At 75.4% G+C, this 19853-nt stretch carries 20 protein-coding genes and 1 other RNA gene; 11 read left to right on the top strand and 10 right to left on the bottom strand.

The window, feature by feature from the left end:
- Positions 1–127: 127 nt before the first annotated feature.
- From ACFV4F_RS21845 to ACFV4F_RS21835, 3 genes are all read right to left on the bottom strand, one after another.
- On the bottom strand, positions 128–271 hold the full coding sequence (locus ACFV4F_RS21845; protein WP_363659199.1) for a VenA family class IV lanthipeptide: 144 nt from the start codon (positions 269–271) through the stop codon (positions 128–130).
- A 149-nt stretch (positions 272–420) separates the two neighbouring features.
- The gene (locus ACFV4F_RS21840) at positions 421–2409 is read right to left on the bottom strand and encodes an alpha/beta hydrolase family protein (protein ID WP_380504658.1); all 1989 of its coding nucleotides are present in this window, start codon (positions 2407–2409) and stop codon (positions 421–423) included.
- The gene (locus ACFV4F_RS21835; RefSeq protein ID WP_380443394.1) at positions 2406–5789 is read right to left on the bottom strand and encodes a lanthionine synthetase LanC family protein; all 3384 of its coding nucleotides are present in this window, start codon (positions 5787–5789) and stop codon (positions 2406–2408) included. The genes ACFV4F_RS21840 and ACFV4F_RS21835 overlap by 4 nt, the downstream gene beginning before the upstream one ends.
- A 504-nt stretch (positions 5790–6293) precedes the next feature.
- On the opposite strand from ACFV4F_RS21835, the gene ACFV4F_RS21830 reads away from it, so the two are divergent.
- Genes ACFV4F_RS21830 through ACFV4F_RS21820 form a run of 3 tightly spaced genes read left to right on the top strand, consistent with a single transcriptional unit; the run spans position 6294 to position 9053 of the window.
- Positions 6294–7130 (top strand): Nif3-like dinuclear metal center hexameric protein, encoded by an 837-nt coding sequence (locus ACFV4F_RS21830; RefSeq protein WP_380443396.1) that lies wholly within the window; start codon positions 6294–6296, stop codon positions 7128–7130.
- A gap of 23 nt (positions 7131–7153) precedes the next feature.
- A complete protein-coding gene (locus ACFV4F_RS21825; RefSeq protein ID WP_380443398.1) occupies positions 7154–7897 on the top strand; it encodes a zinc ribbon domain-containing protein in 744 nt (247 codons plus the stop codon).
- Positions 7898–7901: 4 nt separating this feature from the next.
- Positions 7902–9053 (top strand): bifunctional RNase H/acid phosphatase, encoded by a 1152-nt coding sequence (locus ACFV4F_RS21820; RefSeq protein ID WP_380443400.1) that lies wholly within the window; start codon positions 7902–7904, stop codon positions 9051–9053.
- A 66-nt stretch (positions 9054–9119) separates the two neighbouring features.
- Here the strand turns inward: ACFV4F_RS21820 and yaaA are convergent, their stop codons facing one another.
- Positions 9120–9905, bottom strand: coding sequence for a peroxide stress protein YaaA (yaaA, locus tag ACFV4F_RS21815; protein ID WP_380498971.1), 786 nt, complete (start codon positions 9903–9905; stop codon positions 9120–9122).
- Positions 9906–9947: 42 nt separating this feature from the next.
- A complete protein-coding gene (locus ACFV4F_RS21810) occupies positions 9948–10397 on the bottom strand; it encodes a DUF3995 domain-containing protein (RefSeq protein ID WP_380504655.1) in 450 nt (149 codons plus the stop codon).
- Positions 10398–10969: 572 nt separating this feature from the next.
- Between ACFV4F_RS21810 and ACFV4F_RS21805 the strand changes: the two genes are divergently transcribed.
- The 5 genes from ACFV4F_RS21805 (at position 10970) to rnpB (ending at position 15251) form a co-directional block, all read left to right on the top strand.
- A complete protein-coding gene (locus ACFV4F_RS21805; protein WP_380443406.1) occupies positions 10970–11302 on the top strand; it encodes a hypothetical protein in 333 nt (110 codons plus the stop codon).
- A complete protein-coding gene (locus ACFV4F_RS21800; RefSeq protein WP_380443408.1) occupies positions 11299–11688 on the top strand; it encodes a type II toxin-antitoxin system death-on-curing family toxin in 390 nt (129 codons plus the stop codon). Before ACFV4F_RS21805 ends, ACFV4F_RS21800 begins: the two co-directional genes overlap by 4 nt.
- A 135-nt stretch (positions 11689–11823) precedes the next feature.
- Positions 11824–13308, top strand: a complete 1485-nt coding sequence (locus ACFV4F_RS21795; RefSeq protein WP_380443410.1) for an RNB domain-containing ribonuclease — start codon at positions 11824–11826, stop codon at positions 13306–13308.
- 37 nt (positions 13309–13345) lie between these two features.
- Complete coding sequence (locus ACFV4F_RS21790) at positions 13346–14842, top strand: MFS transporter (RefSeq protein WP_380504653.1); 1497 nt, start codon at positions 13346–13348, stop codon at positions 14840–14842.
- Between the two features lie 13 nt (positions 14843–14855).
- Positions 14856–15251, top strand: an RNA gene (gene rnpB, locus ACFV4F_RS21785) — RNase P RNA component class A.
- An 80-nt stretch (positions 15252–15331) separates the two neighbouring features.
- Here the strand turns inward: rnpB and ACFV4F_RS21780 are convergent.
- Together ACFV4F_RS21780 and ACFV4F_RS21775 are read right to left on the bottom strand one after the other, a co-directional pair.
- Positions 15332–15589 (bottom strand): Prokaryotic metallothionein, encoded by a 258-nt coding sequence (locus ACFV4F_RS21780; protein ID WP_359961560.1) that lies wholly within the window; start codon positions 15587–15589, stop codon positions 15332–15334.
- 92 nt (positions 15590–15681) lie between these two features.
- Positions 15682–16080: an ACT domain-containing protein gene (locus ACFV4F_RS21775; RefSeq protein WP_380443414.1), complete on the bottom strand. Its 399-nt coding sequence runs from the start codon at positions 16078–16080 to the stop codon at positions 15682–15684.
- A gap of 154 nt (positions 16081–16234) precedes the next feature.
- Between ACFV4F_RS21775 and ACFV4F_RS21770 the strand changes: the two genes are divergently transcribed.
- A complete protein-coding gene (locus ACFV4F_RS21770; protein ID WP_380504650.1) occupies positions 16235–16909 on the top strand; it encodes a PadR family transcriptional regulator in 675 nt (224 codons plus the stop codon).
- Between the two features lie 98 nt (positions 16910–17007).
- Here ACFV4F_RS21770 and ACFV4F_RS21765 read toward each other — a convergent pair whose 3' ends face one another.
- Together ACFV4F_RS21765 and ACFV4F_RS21760 are read right to left on the bottom strand one after the other, a co-directional pair.
- Positions 17008–17205, bottom strand: coding sequence for a hypothetical protein (locus ACFV4F_RS21765; protein WP_380443418.1), 198 nt, complete (start codon positions 17203–17205; stop codon positions 17008–17010).
- 47 nt (positions 17206–17252) lie between these two features.
- Positions 17253–17480, bottom strand: a complete 228-nt coding sequence (locus ACFV4F_RS21760; protein WP_380443419.1) for a hypothetical protein — start codon at positions 17478–17480, stop codon at positions 17253–17255.
- 423 nt (positions 17481–17903) lie between these two features.
- Here ACFV4F_RS21760 and ACFV4F_RS21755 point away from each other — a divergent pair, with 423 nt between their 5' ends.
- Positions 17904–18605 carry a bifunctional DNA primase/polymerase gene (locus ACFV4F_RS21755; protein ID WP_359961575.1) on the top strand — a complete coding sequence of 234 codons (702 nt, stop codon included), beginning with the start codon at positions 17904–17906 and terminating at the stop codon, positions 18603–18605.
- Positions 18606–18639: 34 nt separating this feature from the next.
- Here ACFV4F_RS21755 and map read toward each other — a convergent pair whose 3' ends face one another.
- Complete coding sequence (gene map, locus ACFV4F_RS21750) at positions 18640–19485, bottom strand: type I methionyl aminopeptidase (protein ID WP_380443421.1); 846 nt, start codon at positions 19483–19485, stop codon at positions 18640–18642.
- 106 nt (positions 19486–19591) lie between these two features.
- Here map and ACFV4F_RS21745 point away from each other — a divergent pair, with 106 nt between their 5' ends.
- A complete protein-coding gene (locus ACFV4F_RS21745; RefSeq protein WP_380443423.1) occupies positions 19592–19825 on the top strand; it encodes a hypothetical protein in 234 nt (77 codons plus the stop codon).
- Positions 19826–19853 lie beyond the last annotated feature (28 nt).

The raw sequence follows: 19853 nt of genomic DNA, 5'->3' as shown, positions 1-19853 counted from the left end.
GGGGGGGGGGGGGGGGTTGGGGGGGGCGCGGGGTGGTGGGGGGGTCAACGGGGCGGCCCCCGCCCCGGGGGCCCCCCGGGGCCCCCCCGCGCCCGTGGGTCATCGGAGGACCCTGGCGCTGCCGTGATCAGTTGATGGTGAAGATCAGGCAGGTCAGGATGAGGCAGGTGTACTGGCAGCCGGCGCCGTGGCCGGTCAGCTCGACGGACTCGCTCTCCGGCAGCTCCTGGAGCGCCGCGAGGTCGGTCTCGAAGTCCACCATGTTCTCCATGATCTGTTCCTCCCCTTGAGTGCGCGCCCGCCGCGATCTGCCTGCGGGCGCCGGGTATCGCCCCCGGGCGGCTCCGTCCGCCGCGCCGGGGTGGTGCCCCGGGCCGTCGGGCCCGGGAGTCTGTGGGGTGTGTCGCCGTGCGGGGCCGGTCAGCCCGGCCGGCCGGTGCGCAGGAAGGCGGCGAGCAGCTCGTGCAGCACGGCCGCGCCCTCCTCGGCCAGCACCTCGTGCCCGGAGCCGGCCGCCTCGACGTACCGGAAGTCCGCGCCCTCGACCCGGCCGATCCGCAGCAACTCGTGTCGCAGCGAACGGGATTGGCTCACCGGGACGACCTCGTCCCGATTGCCGTGCACCACGAGCAGCGGGGCGCTCAGTCGGTGCGCGAGCTGGAGCACGTCGCGCGGCCCGCGGGCGTCCGCGATCTGCTCGCCGCCGCCCAGCCGGGTGGTCAACGCCCGGACCGGGGGCGCCGCTTCGGCCAGCAGCCGGGCGCCGGACAGGAACGGCGCGACCACCGCGCACCGCGCCACGTGCTCGGCCGGGGCGTGTGCCGCCGCCAGCAGGGCCAGGAACGCGCCGTAGCTGACGCCGAACAGCGACGGCGGCTCCAGGCCGAGCGCCGCGCGCTGCCCCGCGAGGCCGTCGAGCAGGTACAGGACGTCGTCCAGGTCGGGCCCGCCCCACGCGCCGCGGATCGCCATCGCGTGCGGCACGCCGTACCCGGTGGAGCCGCGCTGGTTCGGCGCGACCACGGCCAGGCCGTCCGCGGCCATCCGCTGCAGGGCCGGGTCGAACTCCAGCCGCCAGGCGTCCGCCGGGCCGCCGTGCAGCGCCAGGACGAGGTGTGGGCTGCTCAGCCACGCGTCGCCGCCGTATACGACGGCCTCCAACGGCCCGGCCGGGCCCGCGAGTTCGATGCTCTGGGCAGGCTGCCAGCGACCGCCGTCGCCGGGTGCCGTGCTGCCGTCCAGCCGCCAACCGGGCGGCTGCGTACGGGGGATGCGTGCGCCGCCGGGCTGCCACGGCAGCACCGTGTCCCGCCAAGGGCCGGGCAACCCCGAGCCCAGCGGGGCCAGTTGGAGGGGCAGCGGCATCGGTCCGGACGCCGGGGACGCCGGGCCGTGCGCCAGCAGTGCGTCCACGTCCAGCGCCGCGAGCGCCGCCGGGTGGTCCGGTGCCGAGTACGGCATCCGCAGCCCCGCCTCCCCCCAGTGCCCGACCGCGCCGAGCCGGCCCGGCGGCACCGGGAGCGGGTCCAGCCGTCCCGCCGCGGGCCGCCACAGCGCCAGCGCCGAACCCGCGCCGTGGTCGATCTGCACCGCCACCCGCGGCCCGTCCGTCGCCTGCCGCAGTGCCACCGGTCGCAGGAACATCCCCGCCACGTGCAGCCGCTCCGGGAACCGCAGCGGCTCGCCGCCGCCCAGCACGCCCCAGCCCAGCCGGTCGGTGCCCGGCGCGTCGCTGCGCACCATCGCGAAGCGGCTGTCCGGGTCGAACAGGACCAGGCGGTCGTTGCTGCGCTCGCCGATCTCCAGCAGCGGGGTGACGGCGCCGCTGCGCACGTCCAGCACGACGGTGCGGACGATCCCCGCGCTCACCCGGTCCAGGGCGAGCAGCGCCCCGGTGTGGTCCAGCCAGACCCCGCCGCCGTGCAGACCCGGTACCTCGGCGACCTGTTCGGGCTCGCTGCCGTCCGTCCGGACCAGCCAGACGGTGGTCGCCGGGCGGGTGTCGGTGCCGAGCGCGAGCGCCACGGGGGCGGAGGGGGCGGTGCGGCCGGCCGGCAGCGGCAGGAGGCGCAGGCCGGGCATCCGGAGCGTCGCCAACTGCGTTTCCGTGCACGTGCCTTCGCGGGACGACAGGTGGACGAGGTCGTGCCGCTCGCCGTCGTGCCGGCAGATCAGGACCGACCCGTCCGGCAGCGAGACCAACTGCGAGCGCAGGCTCTCCGAACGGTTGCCGGACAGCGGCAGCGCGGTCGGGGCCGCCGGTCCGCCGTCCGCCGGGAGGAGCCAGCTCTCCGCGTACCAGCCGCCGTCGGCGGCCGAGGCGAGGCACGCGGCGTGGCTGCCGTCGGGCGCGAAGGTGAAGCTCAGACGGCGCAGCGCGTTGGTGCGGGTCGGGGCGGCGACGTTCACGGTCGGCCCACCTCGTCCGTGGCGCGGGCCGGCCGGCGCGTGGCGGGCGGCACCGGGTCCACCCAGAGGCGGGGGCCGCCGTGCCGCAGGCGCAGCAGGAAGGCGAGCACGCCGGCGGTGCCGGTGCCGTAGCCGGGCGCGCACCCGGTGCCCGTCTCGTCGGGGAGCACCACGAGGCCGTCGCGGAGGGCGGAGCGGGCGGCGATCAGGTGCGCCAACTCCTCGGCCCCGGATCGGAATTCGCGCTCACTGGTGGCTTCGGCGAGGTCCAGCAGGTACTCGCCGTCGCCCGCCAGGCCGTGGCAGGCGCTCACCCCGCTGTGCCAGCGGCCGGCCAGCACGGCCCGCCCGGCGGCGAGCGCCAGCTCGTGGGCGGTGGCATCCCCGGTGACCTGCCAGAGCCGGAGGAGGAACGTGCCGACGCCGGAGGAACCGCTGCACCAGTGCGGGAGCCGGACGTGCGGGGCGTCGTCCGCGCTCTGCGGCCACCAGGCGGGACCGGTGCCGGTGCCGGTGCCGGCGCCGCCGTCGCCGTCGCGGCGGGCGGTGGCGGTGAGCGTGCGGCCCGCCTCGACGGCACCGGCCAGGAGCGCGGGATCGCCGGTGGCCTCGGCGGCGGCGAGCAGGAAGGCGCCGACCCCGGCGACACCGTGCGCGAACCCGAGGTGGGTGATCCCGGCGAGCGCCGAGTCGAAGTCCCTCGGCACCGGCCAGACCAGCCCGTACGGCTCCCGCCGGGCGGCCGCGAGGAGCGCACGGCCGCCGCGCGCGGCGCAGGCGAGGAAGGCGGACGCCCTGGTGCCGGCGGCGTCGGCGTCGGCCTCGGCGGCGAACCGCAGCTGGGTGAGGCCCGCCCCCGCGGCGCCGTGGCAGACATCCGGGTTGGGCCACTCGACGTCGACCCGCAGCGCCATCGCCGAGGCCCGCTCGGCGAGTTCGCGGTCGTCGAGCGCCCGGGCGGCGTCGAGGAGCGCCCACGCCGTGCCCGACCGCCCGAAGTGCAGCCCAGGCAGGACGACCGGCTCGGCCGCACAGCGGCGCTCGATCCAGTCCGCCGCCACCCGGAGCGTTCCGTCGTCTTCGGGAAGCCCGCCCACGAGCGCGGCACGGGCGAGAACGGCGAGCACCCCGGCGGCCCCGTGCTGCACGTTGCACGGATCCGTCCGCTCCCCGGCCGCCACGACGGGCCACAGGCGGTCCCGCCGTGAGGGCGTGGCGGTGACGGCGAGGTGCCGCAGGCCGTCCGTCAGCACCCGGTCGAGGTCGATGGCCGGCGCAGCGTCGTACCAGTGGAGGTCGGCGACGTCGGCGAGGCGGACCGCGCTGCGGGACTGCGCGGAGGCGTCTCCGGCCGGGCCCGTCCCGGCCTGCTGCGCACCCGGGTGGGCGGTTGCGGACCCAGGGTGGCCGTCGGCCTTGGGGCTCTCGGTCGTGGGCTGCGTGCTGTCCTGTCGTTCGGCGGCGGGCGCAGCGTCGTACCAGGGGAGGCCAACGACGTCGGCGAGGCGGAGTGCACTGGGGGACTGCGCGGAGGCCTCGGGGCTTCCTGCCGTGGGCTGCGTGCCGCCCTGTTGCTCGGCGGCGGGCGCGCCATCGCGAGGGAGGAGATCGGAGGCGCCGACGGGCCGGAGCGCGCTAGGGGGCTGTGTGGCGCCGGATGCACTCGACGGCGTGCCCTCCCCGCTCCGGCCTTCGGCGGTCGGGCTCGCGCCCGACGGCGCGCCCTCCCCGCTCCGGCCTTCGGCGCTCGGGCTCGCACCCGACGGCGCGCCCTCCCCGCCCCGGCCTTCGGCCGTCCGGCCCGCACCCGACGGCGCGCCCTCCCCGTCCCCGCCGAAGACCGCCGCGCGGACGGCCGCCACCCCCCAGCGTTCCGCCGGGGTGTCCGCCCGGAGCCCCAGGACGGCCGGGGCCAGGCGGCGGGCGGTGGTGCCGGTGCGGGCGGCGAGGGTGAGCCAGCGGGTCAGGCGTTCGGTGACGGGGCGGGCGTGGGGGAGGTCCTCGGGGAGGAGCGGGTCGTGGCCGGTGGCGAGGAGGAAGAGGAGGCCGCCGAGGGCGTACAGGTCGACGGCGGGGTCGGCGACGCACGTGCCGTCCGTGACGAGGCTGAGCCGGCCCGGGCCCTGTTCGGGGGCGCGGTAGCCGGGGGTGCCGGCCGCGCCGGCGTGCCGGCCGGTCTCGGCGGCGAGTTCGAGGTCGACGAGCCGCAGGCCGCCGTCGGGCCGCACCATGACGTTGCCGGGGGAGAGGTCGCGCAGGACGAGTCCCTCCGCGTGCACCCGCTCGACGAGGTCGAGGAGGGCCCGGGCCATCGGTCCGGCCTCGGCCCAGTCGACGTCGGGGCTGCCGTCGCGCCGCAGGCGGGTGGCGACCCAGCTGCCCAGCGGTTGCCCGGCGATTCGTTCCTGCACCAGGAAGACCGAGTCGTCCTGCTCGATGAGTTCTATCGCGGCCGGTGCCAGGCCCCGCCCGGCCAGCCGGGTCAGGAGGGCGGCCTCGTGCCGCAGCGCGTCGCGGGCGTCCGTTCCGGCGCGGTCGACCTCGATGTGGGCGCGGGCCTGCTTGACCACGACCTCGGCGCCGCTCGCCGCCTCCCGGCCGAGGAACACGCCGCCCTTGGTGCTGTGCCGCACGGCGGACGTGATCGCGTACCGCCCGGCGAGCAGCACGCCGCCGGCCCGCTTCCTGGGCGACGGTGTCGCGGGCCCCAAGGGCAGGGCGAACGGGTCCCGCACCCACCCCGGCGCCCGGTACGAGGCCCCGCGGACGTCCACCGCCCGCTCCCCGTCCGGCCCGCGCAGCACCGACCGGTACTCCCCGTCGTTGCCGAGCTCGGCGCGTGCCGCGAACGCGCCGTAGCGGTAGTGCACCCGGCTGCCGGGCCGGTACGGCCGGTCGGAGAGCACGACGGGTCCGGGCAGCCCGTCCGTCGCGCGGTCGAGCGCGGCGGCGAGGCGCCGGAACTGGCCGTCGTCCGCCGGGTAGACGGTGATGAACTTGCCCGCCGAACCGCGGTCGCCGTTGCGTGAGTTGAGCTCCCGCAGCCGCTGCTCCCCGGCCGCGAACTTGAAGATGCACGGGTCTTCGGCGACCACCCGCACGACGGCCGCGAGCACCGCCTCTCCCACCGCCGAGGCCGCGCTGACGTGCAGCTTCCAGCCCTGCCCGGGTAAGGGTGACGACCCGGACGGCCTGGCCGTGCACCAGAAGCCCCCGGCGGTGACCTCCCAGTCCCCGCCGCCCTCCCGGCCTCCGGTGCCGGCCAGCGCCGCCCGCGTCGCCTGCGGCCACGGACCGGCCGCGTCCGGCCCGCCGGTCACCGGGCCCGGGCCCGGGCCCCCGGCCGTACGCAGCGATGTGCCCGCCCCCATCATCCGCATCCACATCCCTTCGTATCGGCCGCCGCCCACGGGTGCGTGCTGCTCGTGGCAGCCCCTCGCTACGGCCCCTCGTTGCAATTCCTCATGAGGGGCGATGAGCCCAACCCCTGGTGCGGCGGGCTCCGGCCCGCGCCGACGGAGTGCGATCCCGACCTCGGGCCGGGGCAACTGCCGTTCGCAGAACTGAAGTTACTTTCGAGGCGGGAGAGGCTCAACGCACAGCCGGTCACTTCACTCATAAGGGTGATCCAGCGCGGGTTTCGAATTCGTGCGAAGGGCACGGTGTGAGCAACGCGCGCCCGGCGCACCGGCGTGCGCGGCCCGCGCCCCCGGCGCCCGGGGGGTGCGAGCGGCGGATCGTGGCGGGTTGACGAGCATCCGTGCGCGGGTGGCACCCATGTACGCCGGCCGAACCCGCAGCCCGGGCCCGGGAGACCCCCCGACCGCCCCCGAGACCGAGCGGCCGGGGCCCGACCGCCCCCGCGCGCACGGTAGTCTCGACAGGTGCCGAAACTGTCCGACGTCATCACCGCACTCGAAGAGGTCTACCCGCCGCAGTGGGCGGAGTCCTGGGACGCCGTCGGCCTGGTCTGCGGCGACCCCGAGGCCGAGGTCGGCCGCGTCCTGTTCGCCGTCGACCCCGTGCAGGCCGTCGTCGACGAGGCCGTGGAGTGGGGCGCCGACCTCGTCGTCACCCACCACCCCCTCTACCTGCGCGGCACCACCAGCGTCGCCGCCACCACCTTCAAGGGCCGGGTGGTGCACACGCTGATCCGCAACGGCATCGCCCTGCACGTCGCGCACACCAACGCCGACCACGCCGACCCCGGGGTCTCGGACGCGCTCGCCGAGGCCGTCGGCCTGACCGTCACCGGTCCGCTGGTGCCGGACCCGACCGACCCGCTCGGCCGCCGCGGCGGCGGGCGGATCGGCCTGCTGGAGCCCCCGCTGACCCTCGCCGCCTTCGCCGAGCAGGTCGCCAAGGGCCTGCCCGCCACCGCCGCCGGCGTCCGCGTCTCCGGCGACCCGGACCGGCTGATCAGCCGGGTCGCGGTGTGCGGCGGCTCCGGGGACGGCTTCTTCGCCGAGGTCCGGGCGGCCGGCGTGGACGCCTACGTCACCGCAGACCTGCGCCACCACCCGGCGTCCGAGGCCGCCGAGGCGGCCCCGGTCGCGCTGGTCGACGCCGCGCACTGGGCCACCGAGTGGCCCTGGCTCACCCTGGCCGAGCGGGCCCTGCGGGCCGCCGCCGACCAGCGCGGCTGGGCCGTGGAGACCAAGGTCTCCCACCGGGTCACCGACCCGTGGACCGCGCACGCCCCCATGTCCTTCCCCGCCTGACCCGATTCACAGGAGCTCTCCGCTTGAACGCCGCGCCCGCCGACCAGATCCGCCTGCTCGACCTCCAGGCCTTCGACTCCAAGCTCGACCAGCTGGCCCACCGGCGTCGCAGCCTGCCCGAGCACGCCGAGATCGAGAAGGCCACCGCCGACCACACCGCGCTCAAGGACCTGGTCGTCGCCGCCCAGGCCCAGCAGGGCGACACCGCCCGCGAGCTGACCAAGGCCGAGCAGGACGTCGAGCAGGTCCGTGCCCGCTCCGCCCGCAACCAGCAGCGCCTCGACTCCGGCGCGATCACCTCGCCGAAGGACCTGGAGAACCTCCAGCACGAGATCGGCTCGCTCGCCAAGCGCCAGGGCGACCTGGAGGAGGTCGTGCTCGACGTCATGGAGCGCCTGGAGAGCGCCCAGACCCGCGTCACCGAGCTGACCGCCCGCCTGGAGCACTCCACCGTCGTCCTCACCGAGGCCGAGGGCCGCCGGGACGCCGCCTTCGCCGAGATCGACACCGAGGCCGACAAGGTCAAGCGCGACCGCGAGACCGTCGCCGCCGTCGTCCCGGCCGACCTCATGAAGCTCTACGCCAAGCTGCGCGAGACGCAGGGCGGCGTCGGCGCGGCCCGCCTCTACCAGCGCCGCTGCGAGGGCTGCCGCACCGAGTTCTCCATCACCGAGTTCAACGCCATCAAGGCCGAGCCGGCCGACAAGGTGGTCCGCTGCGAGAACTGCTCGCGGATCCTGGTCCGCACCGCCGACTCGGGCGTCTGATCCGGTGGCGGCGCGCTTCATCGTCGAGGCGGACGGCGGGTCCCGGGGCAACCCGGGGCCGGCCGGCTACGGCGCGGTCGTCCGCGACGGCGACACCGGGCAGATCGTCGCCGAGGCCGCCGAGTTCATCGGGCACGCCACCAACAACGTGGCCGAGTACAAGGGCCTGATCGCCGGGCTCCGGGCGGCGCGCGAGCTCGACCCGGACGCCACGGTGGACGTCCGGATGGACTCCAAGCTCGTCGTCGAGCAGATGTCCGGGCGTTGGAAGATCAAGCACCCCGACATGCAGCCGCTCGCCGCCGAGGCGAAGACCGTCCTCCCGCGGGGCCGCGTCACCTACACCTGGATCCCGCGCGAGCGGAACAAGGACGCCGACCGGCTCGCCAACGAGGCCATGGACGCCGGCAAGGCGGGCCGCCAGTGGGAGCCCAGGAAGCCCGCCGCGGCAGCGCCGGCCGCGGCGGCCGTCGCCGAACGGCCGCTGGAGACCGCGGCCCCCAAGGCCGGCTGGGCCGCCCCGGCCGACCTCGGCACCCCCACCACCTTCGTGCTGCTGCGCCACGGCGAGACCGCGCTCACCCCGGAGAAGCGCTTCTCCGGCAGCGGCGGCAGCGACCCGGAGCTCTCCGAGAAGGGCCGCTGGCAGGCCGAACGGGCCGCCGAGGCGCTCGCCGCGCGCGGCAGCATCCAGGCGGTCGTCGCCTCCCCGATGCAGCGCACCCGGCAGACCGCCGAGACCGTCGCGGCCAGGCTCGGCCTGGAGGTGCGGTACGAGGAGGGCCTGCGCGAGGTCGACTTCGGCGCGTGGGAGGGCCTGACCTTCGCCGAGGTGAGCGAGCGCTACCCGGACGACCTCACGGCGTGGCTCGGCTCGGCCAAGGCCAAGCCGACCGGCAGCAGCGAGAGCTTCACCACGCTCACCCACCGGGCCGGCGTCGCCCGCGACAAGATCATCGCCCGCCACCCCGGCCGGACGGTCCTCGTCGTGTCGCACGTCAGCCCGATCAAGACGCTGGTCCGACTGGCCCTCGGCGCCCCGCCGGACTCGCTGTACCGGATGGAGCTGTCGGCGGCCTCGCTGTGCGCCGTCCAGTACTACGCGGACGGCAACGCGTCGGTGCGGCTGCTCAACGACACGTCGCACCTGCGCTGACCCGACCGTGAGGCGGGGCACGGGCCCCGCCTCACACCGTCAGTGCGCGGGCCCCGCCTCACACCGTCAGTGCACCTCGGTGACGACGACGTCCAGCTGCCACGGCTTGCGGGCCGTGCCCTCCGCGGCGAGCTCCACCCGGTGGCCCAGCTCCAGCAGGGCGTCCATCAGCTCGGCGGGGGTCTTCGGCTCGGCGCCGGCCACCAGGAGGTCCCGGACGAGCCGGCCCTTCGTCGCCTTGTTGAAGTGGCTGACGACCGTGCGCTTGCCGTTCCGCTCCTGGAGCACCCGGACGGTCGCCGTGCGCGAGGCCACCTCGCCGGCCGGCTTCCACGCGGCCGCGTACGCGGAACTGCGCAGGTCCAGCACCAGCCCGTCCGCGACCTCCGGGAGCACGGGGGCCATCGCGCTCCGCCAGTACGCCCCGAGTGCCCCCAGGCCGGGGAGTTTCACGCCCATCGAGCAGCGGTACGGCGGGATCCGGTCGGCGATCCGCACGGCGCCCCACAGCCCGGAGAACACCAGCAGCGAGCGCTCGGCCCGGCCGTACGCGGCCTCGTCCAGGGTGGCCAGGCCCAGGTTGTCGAACAGCACCCCTGTGTAAACCTCGCCCGCCGGCCGCACCCCGGCCGACGGCAGCCCGGCGTTCCGCGCGATCTCCCCGCGCAGCCCCGGACTGAGCCCGAGCACCTCGGCGGCGGTGTCCTCGTCCCCCCGGCACAGCGCGACCAGCGCCTCCAGCACCTCGGCCCGCGCCGTCGTCAGCCCCGCCAACGACAACCGGTCGAGCACCACCGGCCCCCCGTCCCCGGACGCGGCCTTCCCCTCCGAGGGCGGCAACAGCACCAGCACAGCGGACTCCTCAACACTTTGTGGCAACCGAACCCCGCCACCCTACTGCGACGGCTCCCCGGCACCCGCCCGCGCGACCACGGCCGCCCCGGCACCGAGGGCCAGGCAGAGCGGCGAGTAGTACCGGGTGTTCAGTCGCGTGAACCGCTCCGAACGCTCGACGACGTTCCCGAACAGCGCCAGCCCGCCGATCCCGCGCGCCAGCATCACCCCGGACACCGCCCGCACTCCGGCCCGCCGCAGCCGCCGCGGTCCCACCGGCGGCAGCGCGCCGGCCTCGGCCGCCACCAGGTACGCGGCCGTCCCGAGCAGCCCCGCCACCGCGAGGCAGGCGGCCGCCGGCGGCAGCTCGTCGCCCGCGCCGACCAGGGTGTCCGCGAACTCCTCCGGCGTCCGCAACGGCCACGGCGTCACCGACCACACCGCGTGCAGCGCCCCGACGCCCGCCAACGCGGCCGACACCGCCACCCCGGTCGCCTTCACCGTACTCATCACCGGACCCCCTCCACGTTCGACCACCTGCCCCAACTCTACGGACCCTTACGTCCGTTGACCGCCGGCCGTCCGACCGGGCCGTGGCCCGCCGTTCGGCTGCTGCTGTCGCCCGTGGTGCCGGGGGTATTTCGGTGGGGGGCGGGTGTGGGTTGGCTGTCCGCCCGCTCGCTGTTCCGTGGCCCGCCGTTCGGCTGTTGTCGCCGGTGGCGCCCGGGGCCTTTCGGTGGGGGCGGGTGTGGGTCGGCTGTCCGCCCGCTCGCTGTTCCGTGGCCCGCCGTTCGGCTGTTGTCGCCCGTGGCGCCGGGGGTATTTCGGTGGGGGGCGAGTGTGGGTCGGCTGTCCGCCCGCTTGCGGTTCCGTGGCCCGCCGTTCGGCTGTTGTCGCCCGTGGCGCCGGGGGTATTTCGGTGGGAGTGGCGGGTGTGGGTCGGCTATCCGCCCGCGCGCCGTTCCGTGGCCCGCCGTTCGGCTGCTGCGCCCTGCCCCTGCCCAGGGGGAACAGCGGGGGGAATTCGGTGGGGGCAAGGGTCCACCGGCCGTTACGGTGGGTGGCGAAGGAGAGTGAGTGAGATGTCCCTGCGACCCCTGGACCTGGTGCCCGGCGAGGATGACGACGCCGTGGAGGAGTCCCTGTCCGTGCGGCTGCCCGCCGACCTGCCGGTGGAGACGCGGCAGGCGCTGGAGTTCGCGCTGCGCGCCGCCGCGCAGGCCGTGATGGCCGGGCGGGTGCGGGTCACCGAGGGGGAGGGCGGGGGCGACACCGCCGAGCTGGCGTTCGAGGTGCGGCAGTCCGACGTGCCGGAGGGCCTGACGCGGCCCGGCCGGGCCGAGCGCCGGGCGGCCATGGTGGCCCGCATCCGCGCGGCCAACGCCGAGACGCTGGAGAGGCTGAAGGACCTGTGACCCGGCCCACCGGGCCCACGGAGTTCCTGGACCTCGACGACGTCACCTACCTCGCCGGCGGCCCGGAGAACATCCGCGACCTCGGCGCCCTGCTGTCCGCCCTCGGCCGTCCGCAGGCGAGCCTGTTCGGCGCCGACGCCTACCCGGACCTCTGGACCAAGGCCGCCGCGCTCGGCCAGAGCCTCGCCCGCAACCACCCGCTGGTCGACCGGAACAAGCGCACCGCCTTCGAGGCGATGCTGCTGTTCCTGGACTACAACGGCGAGTCCTACACCGACCCGCACCCGGACGACGCCGTCGCCTTCGTGCTGCGCCTGGCCACCGGCGGCTACGACGACTCCGTCTCCCTCGCCGCCGCCGACCTCAGGAAGCTCCTGGGCCGCTGAGGCCGCTCAGGCCGCCGAGGCCACCGATACCCCGGAGGTCACCGATACCCCGGAGGCCACCGAAACCCCGGAGGGGGCCACCGGGGCCGCCGAGCCTCCGTCCGGAATCACCCGATTCGCCCTACGCTGACGTGCATGCCACGCCGAAAACTGCGCGTCAAGGCCGCCGACTCCGCCCGGATCAACGCGGAACTGGCCGAGCTCAGGACCCGACTGGAGATCCACGCCGAGTGGCCGGAGGCGGTGCTGGCCGAGGCGGAGGAGGCGGCCGAGCGGCCCCGGATGCCCGAGTACGACGCCACCGACCTGCCGCTCTTCACGGTCGACCCGCCCGGCTCCCGGGACCTCGACCAGGCCATGCACCTCACCCGCCGCCCGGGCGGCGGCTACCGGGTGTACTACGCGATCGCCGACGTCGCCGCCTTCGTCCGCCCGGGCGGGGCGATCGACGCCGAGGCCCGCCGCCGGGTCGAAACCCTGTACTTCCCGGACCACCGCATCCCGTTGCACCCCACCCGGATCTCCGAGGACGCCGCCAGCCTCCTGCCCGGCGAGCCCCGCCCGGCGCTGCTGTGGCAGCTGGACCTGGACGCGGACGGCGGGGTCGTGCTCGCGGACGCGCGCCGCGCCGTGGTCCGTTCGCACCGCCGCCTGGACTACGCGGCCGTCCAGCGCGCCGTCGACCTGGGCGGGGCCGACGAGCAACTGGCCCTGCTCGCGACGGTCGGCGGGCTGCGCGAGGAGCAGGAGCGGGCGCGCGGCGGGATCAGCCTGCCGGTGCCCGAACAGGAGGTGGAGGAGACCCTGCACGGGTACGTCCTCGGCTATCGCGCGCCCGGCCCGGCCGACGGCTGGAACGCCCAGATCTCGCTGCTCACCGGCATGGCCGCCGCGGAGATGATGCTGGACGCGGGCGTCGGCCTGCTGCGCACCCTGCCGGCCGCGCCCGCCTCCGCGTACGCGCGGCTGCGCCGGATCGCCGCCGCCCTGGACGTGGCCTGGCCGGAGGGCCTCCCGTACCAGGAGCTGATCCGCTCGCTGGATCCGGACGTGCCGCTCAACGCCGCGTTCCTCAACGAGTGCACCGGGCTGCTGCGCGGCGCCGGCTACCACGCGTTCGACGAGTCCCGCGGCCTGCCCGCCCCCGCCGATCCGGGCCACGCGGCGCTGGCGGCGCCGTACGCGCACTGCACGGCGCCGCTGCGTCGGCTCGGCGACCGGTTCGCCCAGGAGGTGTGCGCGGCGGTGGCCGCGGGGGAGGACGTGCCGGACTGGACGCGTGAGGCGCTGCCCGGCGTGCCGGCGCTGATGGCGAGCGGGGACCGCCGTTCGGCCGAGGTCGAGCGGGCGTGCGTGGACCTGGTAGAGGCGGAGCTGCTGGCGGGCCGGGAGGGCGAGGACTTCACGGCGGTGGTGATCGACGTGGACGAGAAGCGGCCGGCCTCCGGCACCGTCCAACTGCGCGAGCCGGCCGTCCGGGCCCGCTGCGACCGGCCGGCCGGCCCCGAAGCGGCCGCCCCCGGTGCGGTCCCGGCCCCGCTGCCGCTCGGCGGGCTGATCCGGGTGCGGCTGGCGGCGGCCGATCCGGCCACCCGGACGGTCCGCTTCGCGGCCCTCTGAGCCGCCCGGGGGCGGGCGGGGGTGGGAGGATCGTGCCGTGTCCGAACCCTCCGCCCCCACCGCCCCCGCCGATCAGGGGCGCCGCCGGCGCCTGCTCGTGCTGGCGATCTGCTGTCTGAGCCTGTTCATCGTCGGCCTCGACAACACCGTGGTGAACATCGCGCTGCCCGCGATCCAGCACGACCTCGACGCCCCGGCGTCCGGCCTGCAGTGGATCATCGACGCGTACACCCTCGTGCTGGCCTCGCTGCTGATGCTGTTCGGCTCGGTGGCCGACCGCTTCGGCCGCCGCCGGGTGTTCAAGATCGGTCTGCTGTGCTTCGCGCTCGGCTCGCTGCTGTGCAGTCTGGCGCCGAGCCTGGAGTGGCTGGTGGCGTTCCGGGCGCTCCAGGCGGTCGGCGGGTCGATGCTCAACCCGGTCGCCATGTCGATCATCACCAACACCTTCACCGACCCGGCCGAGCGGGCCCGGGCGATCGGCGTGTGGGGCGGGGTGGTCGGCATCTCGATGGCGATGGGGCCGCTGCTCGGCGGGTTCCTGGTGGACGGCGCCGGGTGGCCGTCGATCTTCCTGATCAACGTTCCGGTCGCGCTGGTCGCCGTGGCGCTGACCATCCGTTACGTCCCGGAGTCGCGCGCCCCGCGGCCGCGCCGGCTGGACCCGGTCGGGCAGCTGCTGATGGTCCTGCTGCTGGGCTGCGGCACCGCCGCCATCATCGAGGGCCCCGGCAACGGCTGGACGTCCCCGCTGATCCTGGCCCTGGCCGGGGTCGCGGTGGCCGCGCTGGTCGCCTTCCCGCTGTGGGAGCGGCGGGTCGCCGAGCCGCTGGTCGACCCGCGCTTCTTCGCCAGCCCGCCGTTCACCGGCGCCACCGTCACGGCGGTGTGCGCGTTCGCCGGGCTCGGCGGCTTCCTCTTCCTCAACACCCTCTACCTGCAGGACGTCCGGCACTACGGCCCGGTCGAGGCGGGCCTGTGGACGCTGCCGATGGCCGGGATGATGCTGGTCTGCGCGCCGCTGTCCGGACGGATCGTCGGCGGCCGCGGCCCGCGCCTGCCGCTGGTCGCGGCCGGGCTGGGCCTGGCCGCGAGCGGCCTGCTGCTCACCCGGCTGACCGCGGACTCCCCGGCGGTGCTGCTGCTCGTCGCGTACGCGCTGTTCGGCTTCGGCTTCGGCATGGTCAACGCGCCGATCACCAACGCGGCCGTCTCCGGCATGCCGCGGGCCCAGGCGGGCGTGGCGGCGGCCGTCGCGTCGACGAGCCGGCAGGTCGGCCAGTCGCTCGGGGTGGCGGTGATCGGGACGGTGGTGACCTCGGCGGTGGTCGGCCCGGTGGCCACGGGTTTCGCGCCGGCCAGCCACGCCGGCTGGTGGATCCTGGTGGGCCTCGGCGGTGCGATCCTCGCCCTCGGCCTGGCCACCACCTCGGCCCGGGCGACGGCGGCCGCGGCCCGGGTCGCCGCCCGGCTCGGCGGGGATGCGCCGGCGGTCCGGACCGGAGTACGGCAGGCGCCGCCCGAGCGGCTACGATGACCACTACGGCGGAAGAGCCGGCCGGGCGGTCGCGACGGGTCCCAGACCCGCCGAGGAACGTCCGGGCTCCACAGAGCAGGGTGGTGGGTAACGCCCACCCGGGGTGACCCGCGGGACAGTGCCACAGAAAACAGACCGCCCGCCGTTCTGCGGCGGGTAAGGGTGAAACGGTGGTGTAAGAGACCACCAGCGACCGGGGTGACCCGGCCGGCTCGGTAAACCCCACCTGGAGCAAGGTCAAGATCGGTGCCTCCGGGCGCCGTGCGCGAGTGTTCGAGGGCTGCTCGCCCGAGCTCGCGGGTAGACCGCACGAGGCTGTCGGCAACGGCAGCCCTAGATGGATGGCCGTCTCCCCGGGCCGCGCAAGCAGCCCGGGTGACAGAACCCGGCGTACAGGCCGACTCTTCCGCCCCCATGCAGCCGAAGGCCCTCCGGGCCGCGCGAGAAGCGCGGGCCGGAGGGCCTTCGTCGTGCCGGGGCGGGGTCCGACTAGGCCGGGTGGGCGCCGACGGCGTCGCGGATCTGCTCGCCGAGGCCGCCGTTGACGCGGGCGCAGTTGGCGCAGCAGAAGAACATGCCGGCCACCTCGACGCCGTGGCCGACGATGCGCACGCTGCACTGTTCGCAGCGGGGCGCGAGCTTCTCCATCGCGCACTCGAAGCTGTCGAAGGTGTAGGTGTCGCCGGTGACCGTCTTGATCTCGAAGGCGAGCCAGTAGTCGTTGCCGCAGGTGACGCAGATGGCCATGGCGGCCGTCTCCTTCCGGTGGGGCCGGCCCTGGCGGGGCGGCTGCCTCCAGTGTCGAAGGGGCGGACGGCCGCGGCCACTCGGCGGCACCGTCAGGCGGAGCGGTCGGCCAGCTCCGTCAGGGCCCGGACGGCGCGCTCGGCGTCGTCGGCGCCGACGAACAGGTGGTCGTGGTGGAAGCCGGCCACGACGTTGCAGCTGATCCCCTCCTCGGCGAGCCGGCCGGCGACCGCCGCCGTCAGTCCGACAGCCTCCAGCGCCGAGTGGATCTGCAGGGTGATCCAGGCGGCCACGTACTCGTACCGCAGCCCGAGGGCGTCCGCCTCCTCCTGCGGGAGCACCACCGTCACCCCTTCGGGTTCGGCGACGGTCACCACCGGCCGCATTCCGGCGGGCACCTTCGCGGGCAGCGTGCAGTAGACGTACCGCCCCGGGTTGAGCAGCGGGCGCATGCCGCGCAGCAGCGTCGAAAGATCGCGTTCTCCGGCCATGCCCGTCACCGTAGCGGCTGGACGGGAGCCGACCGCTGCGCTCGGCGGCCGTGTCGGGTGTCGGTATCCGTTGACGAGCGACAGTCACCGATATATCGTCGAACTATCGAGACAGTTACTCGACTGTTTCGCCGAACCACAGGAGGTGGGCGCCATGCGCTCAGGAATGCGATTTCGTGGAGAGGGTCCCCGCGGCGACCGGCGTCGCGGCCCGGGCCCGGAGTCCGAGGGGATGCCGGGGGAGGGCTACGAGCGCCGCGCGGCGTTCGGCGGCTTCGGTCCGCCGTTCGGCGGCGGTGGCCCCGGCCGCCCGATGGGCGGTCCGTTCGGGCACGGCTTCGGCGGGCACGGCGGCCGGCGCGGCGGCCCGCACGGGCGGCGCGGGGGCCGGGCACGGCGTGGGGACGTCCGTGCCTCGCTGCTGGCGCTGCTCAAGGAGCGGCCGATGCACGGGTACGAGATGATCGCCGAGATCACCGAGCGGACCGGCGGGGCCTGGCGGCCGAGTCCGGGTTCGATCTACCCGAACCTCCAGCTGATGGAGGAGGAGGGCCTGATCGTCGCGGAGGTGATCGGCGGCAAGCGGCTGGTCTCGCTCACCGAGGCGGGCCGGGCCGAGGCCGAGGCGGGGGCCGCGGAGCCGTGGGCGGAGGCCGGCCGGGAGGTCGACTGGGAGGCCGTCCAGGAGGTCGGCCAGGCGCTGGCCGCGGTCGACCAGGCGATCCGTCAGGTCATGGCCACCGGCTCGGAGGGGCAGCGCACCAAGGGCCTGGCGGTGCTGACCGAGGCCCGCAAGAAGCTGTACCTGATCCTCGCCGAGGACGAATGACCGAGGGTGAATGACCGGGGACGACTGACCGAGGTGCCCGACCGTCGCCGGGGGGAAGCGGGCGGTGCCGCTGTTCGGGAGCGGGCCCGGGAGCGGGCTCAGCCGCGGATCGTGAACAGGGCCACGCAGGAGAGCAGCAGCACCGCCCACGCGAACCAGAGCCAGCCGTCGGGCCCGATGACGACGGTGTAGAGGCTGATCACGACCAGCAGCGCCGCGGTGACGCCGGCCACCTGCCGGTTGTGGTGCGCGATCGCCTGGGTCCTGCTCCTGGGGTGCCGCACGGTTCTCGCCATGGCCGTCCTCCCGGGGAGGCTGCGGAGGGGCGCGGCCCGCGCGGCCGTCAGTCGGACGCGCGCTCGGTGGCCGCCTCGTCGTACTCGTAGCGCCAGAACCAGCGGGTGCCGTGCACCTGCTTGGACCGGACGTACACCAGTGTGCGCGCGGGGGTGTCGCCGTGCGCGGGGACCGGCACCTTGTACTTCTTGGGCACGCCGAGCATCATCCCCACCTCGATGGGGAGGACCTGGCCGTCCATGGGGCCGCCGACGAATTCGGTCTCCGCTTTCACCCCACCAGGGTCTCACCTCCGGGCGGGTGACGTTACGGCGGACCACCGGAGGGGGCCTTGTGGCCACTGCGTGCCGGGAGTGTGACCGGCGAGGCACCGCCCCCGGTCATCCGAAGGGCCCGCGCACCCTTATCCTTCCTGTTACGCCCTCGGGGTCCACCCGGGTCAGCGGGCCCCGTGCGGGCCGGGCGAGGCGCGGATCGGCGTGCTCTCCCGGCCTTCGAGCCGCAGCCCGAGCGCTGCCGCGACTCCGTACCGTGACCCGGGCGTCGGCCGTCCGGTGACCCCGGCTCCGGCCGGCAGGGCGTGGACGGCAAGGCCGAGCACCGACCCGGGAAGCAGCGGGGGGCGCCGTGCGTTGCGTCGGAGAGGTACGTCGAACGCTGTGTCGCACCAGGCACGGCAGCGCGCGGAAGGGGCCCGATGGAAGCCGGCAGCAGGTGGACGACCTGGTGGCAGAAGCGTGACCGTGAGCGGGCCCGTCCTGGCGACGCGGACACTCCCGCCGCCCGACTGGATCAGCTGCTCGGCGCCGTCCGCGCCGGTTTCCCGCTCGCACCCGCGGCCCATCCGGCCGGCTACCGATGTTCGTGCGACCGGGTCGCCTGTCCGGCGCCCGCCCAGCACCCGGTGTCCTTCGCCTGGCAGACCCAGGCCACCACGGACCCGGAGCAGCTGGCCCGCTGGCTCTCCCGCGACCCGCACGCCAACTTCGTGACCGCCACCGGCCGCGCGCACGACGTCCTGGACGTCCCGGCCGAGGCCGGGCGGCTCGCCCTGGAGCGGCTGACGGCGCTCGGCGTCGAGGGCCCGGTGGCCGCCGTCGGCGAGGACCGCTACCTGTTCTTCACCGCCACCCGCGGCACCCCGCAGGACGAGGACGAGTGGTGGCCGAGCGCGCTCGACTCCACGCCGGACACCATGTCCGAGCACCCCGGCCTGCGCTGGCACTGCCGCGGCTCGTACACGCTGCTGCCGCCGGCCGCGCTGCCGGACGGCTCCCAGGTGCGGTGGCTGCGCGGGCCCGAGCTGTCCCTGCCGGACCCGCTGCGCGTCCTCGACGTGCTGACGGACGCCTGCACCGAGGTGGGCGCCGTGGCCGAGGAGCAGTGGCTCATCGGCTGACGACGCCCGCCGGGGCGGGGCACCGCGGCGTGGGTCACGGCAGGGTCAGGACCTCCGCGCCGTCCGCCGTGACCACCAGGGTGTGCTCGAACTGGGCGGTGCGCTTGCGGTCCTTGGTGACGACGGTCCAGCCGTCCGGCCAGATCTCGTAGTCGTAGGTGCCGAGGGTGAGCATCGGCTCGATGGTGAAGGTCATCCCGGGCTTGATCACCTCGGTGGCCCGCTCGCTGTCGTAGTGCGGGATGATCAGGCCGGAGTGGAACGACGTGTTGATGCCGTGGCCGGTGAAGTCCCGCACGACGCCGTAGTCGAAGCGCTTGGCGTAGGACTCGATGACCCGGCCGATCACGTTGATCTGACGGCCCGGCTTGACCGCCTTGATCGCCCGGTCGAGCGACTCCCTGGTCCGCTCGACCAGCAGCCGGGACTCCTCGTCCACGTCGCCGACCAGGTAGGTGGCGTTGAGGTCGCCGTGCACGCCGTGGATGTAGGCGGTGGCGTCGATGTTGACGATGTCGCCGTCCTGGAGCACGGTCGAGTCCGGGATGCCGTGGCAGATCACCTCGTTGATCGAGGTGCAGACGGACTTGGGGAAGCCCCGGTAGCCGAGGTCGGACGGGTAGGCGCCGTGGTCGCACATGTACGCGTGGGCGACGGCGTCCAGCGCGTCGGTGGTGACGCCGGGCGCGATCAGCGCGGCCGCCTCGGCCATCGCCTGCGCGGCGATCCGGCCCGCGATCCGCATCTTCTCGATCGTCTCGGCGGTCTGCACCTCGGGCCCGGTGTACGGCGTCGGCGCGGGCTTGCCGACGTACTCGGGGCGCGCGATGTGCGCCGGGACCTTGCGGGTGGGGGACTGGGTGCCGGGTACGAGAGCCATGCGGCGAGTCTATCGGCCGGGCCCCGGGCGGCCGGGAGGTGTGCGGAGCGGCCCCGGCCGGGGAATGATCGGTAGCGGACCGTCCGCCGTCGTACAGGAGACCGCCATGCCCCTGGGATTCCACCGCAAGCCGACCGGCAAGCCCGGCGAGTGGTTCTACTGCATCAAGCACAACAAGGTCGAGGAGGGCCCCGAGTGCCCGGCCAAGGACCGCCTCGGCCCGTACGCCACCCGCGACGAGGCGGCGCACGCCCTCCAGCTCGTCGAGGAGCGCAACCGCGAGTGGCGCAACGCGTCGGACGACAAGCCGGAGGGCGGGGCGGAGCGACAGGCCGAGTGACGGCTCGTCAGGGGGCTGCCGCCGCCCG

This window comes from Kitasatospora sp. NPDC059722 (assembly GCF_042733235.1).
In the GTDB taxonomy this organism is placed as follows: domain Bacteria; phylum Actinomycetota; class Actinomycetes; order Streptomycetales; family Streptomycetaceae; genus Kitasatospora.
The sequence above is the reverse complement of the archived record's forward strand: the minus strand, read 5'-3'. Positions and strand labels throughout refer to the sequence as shown.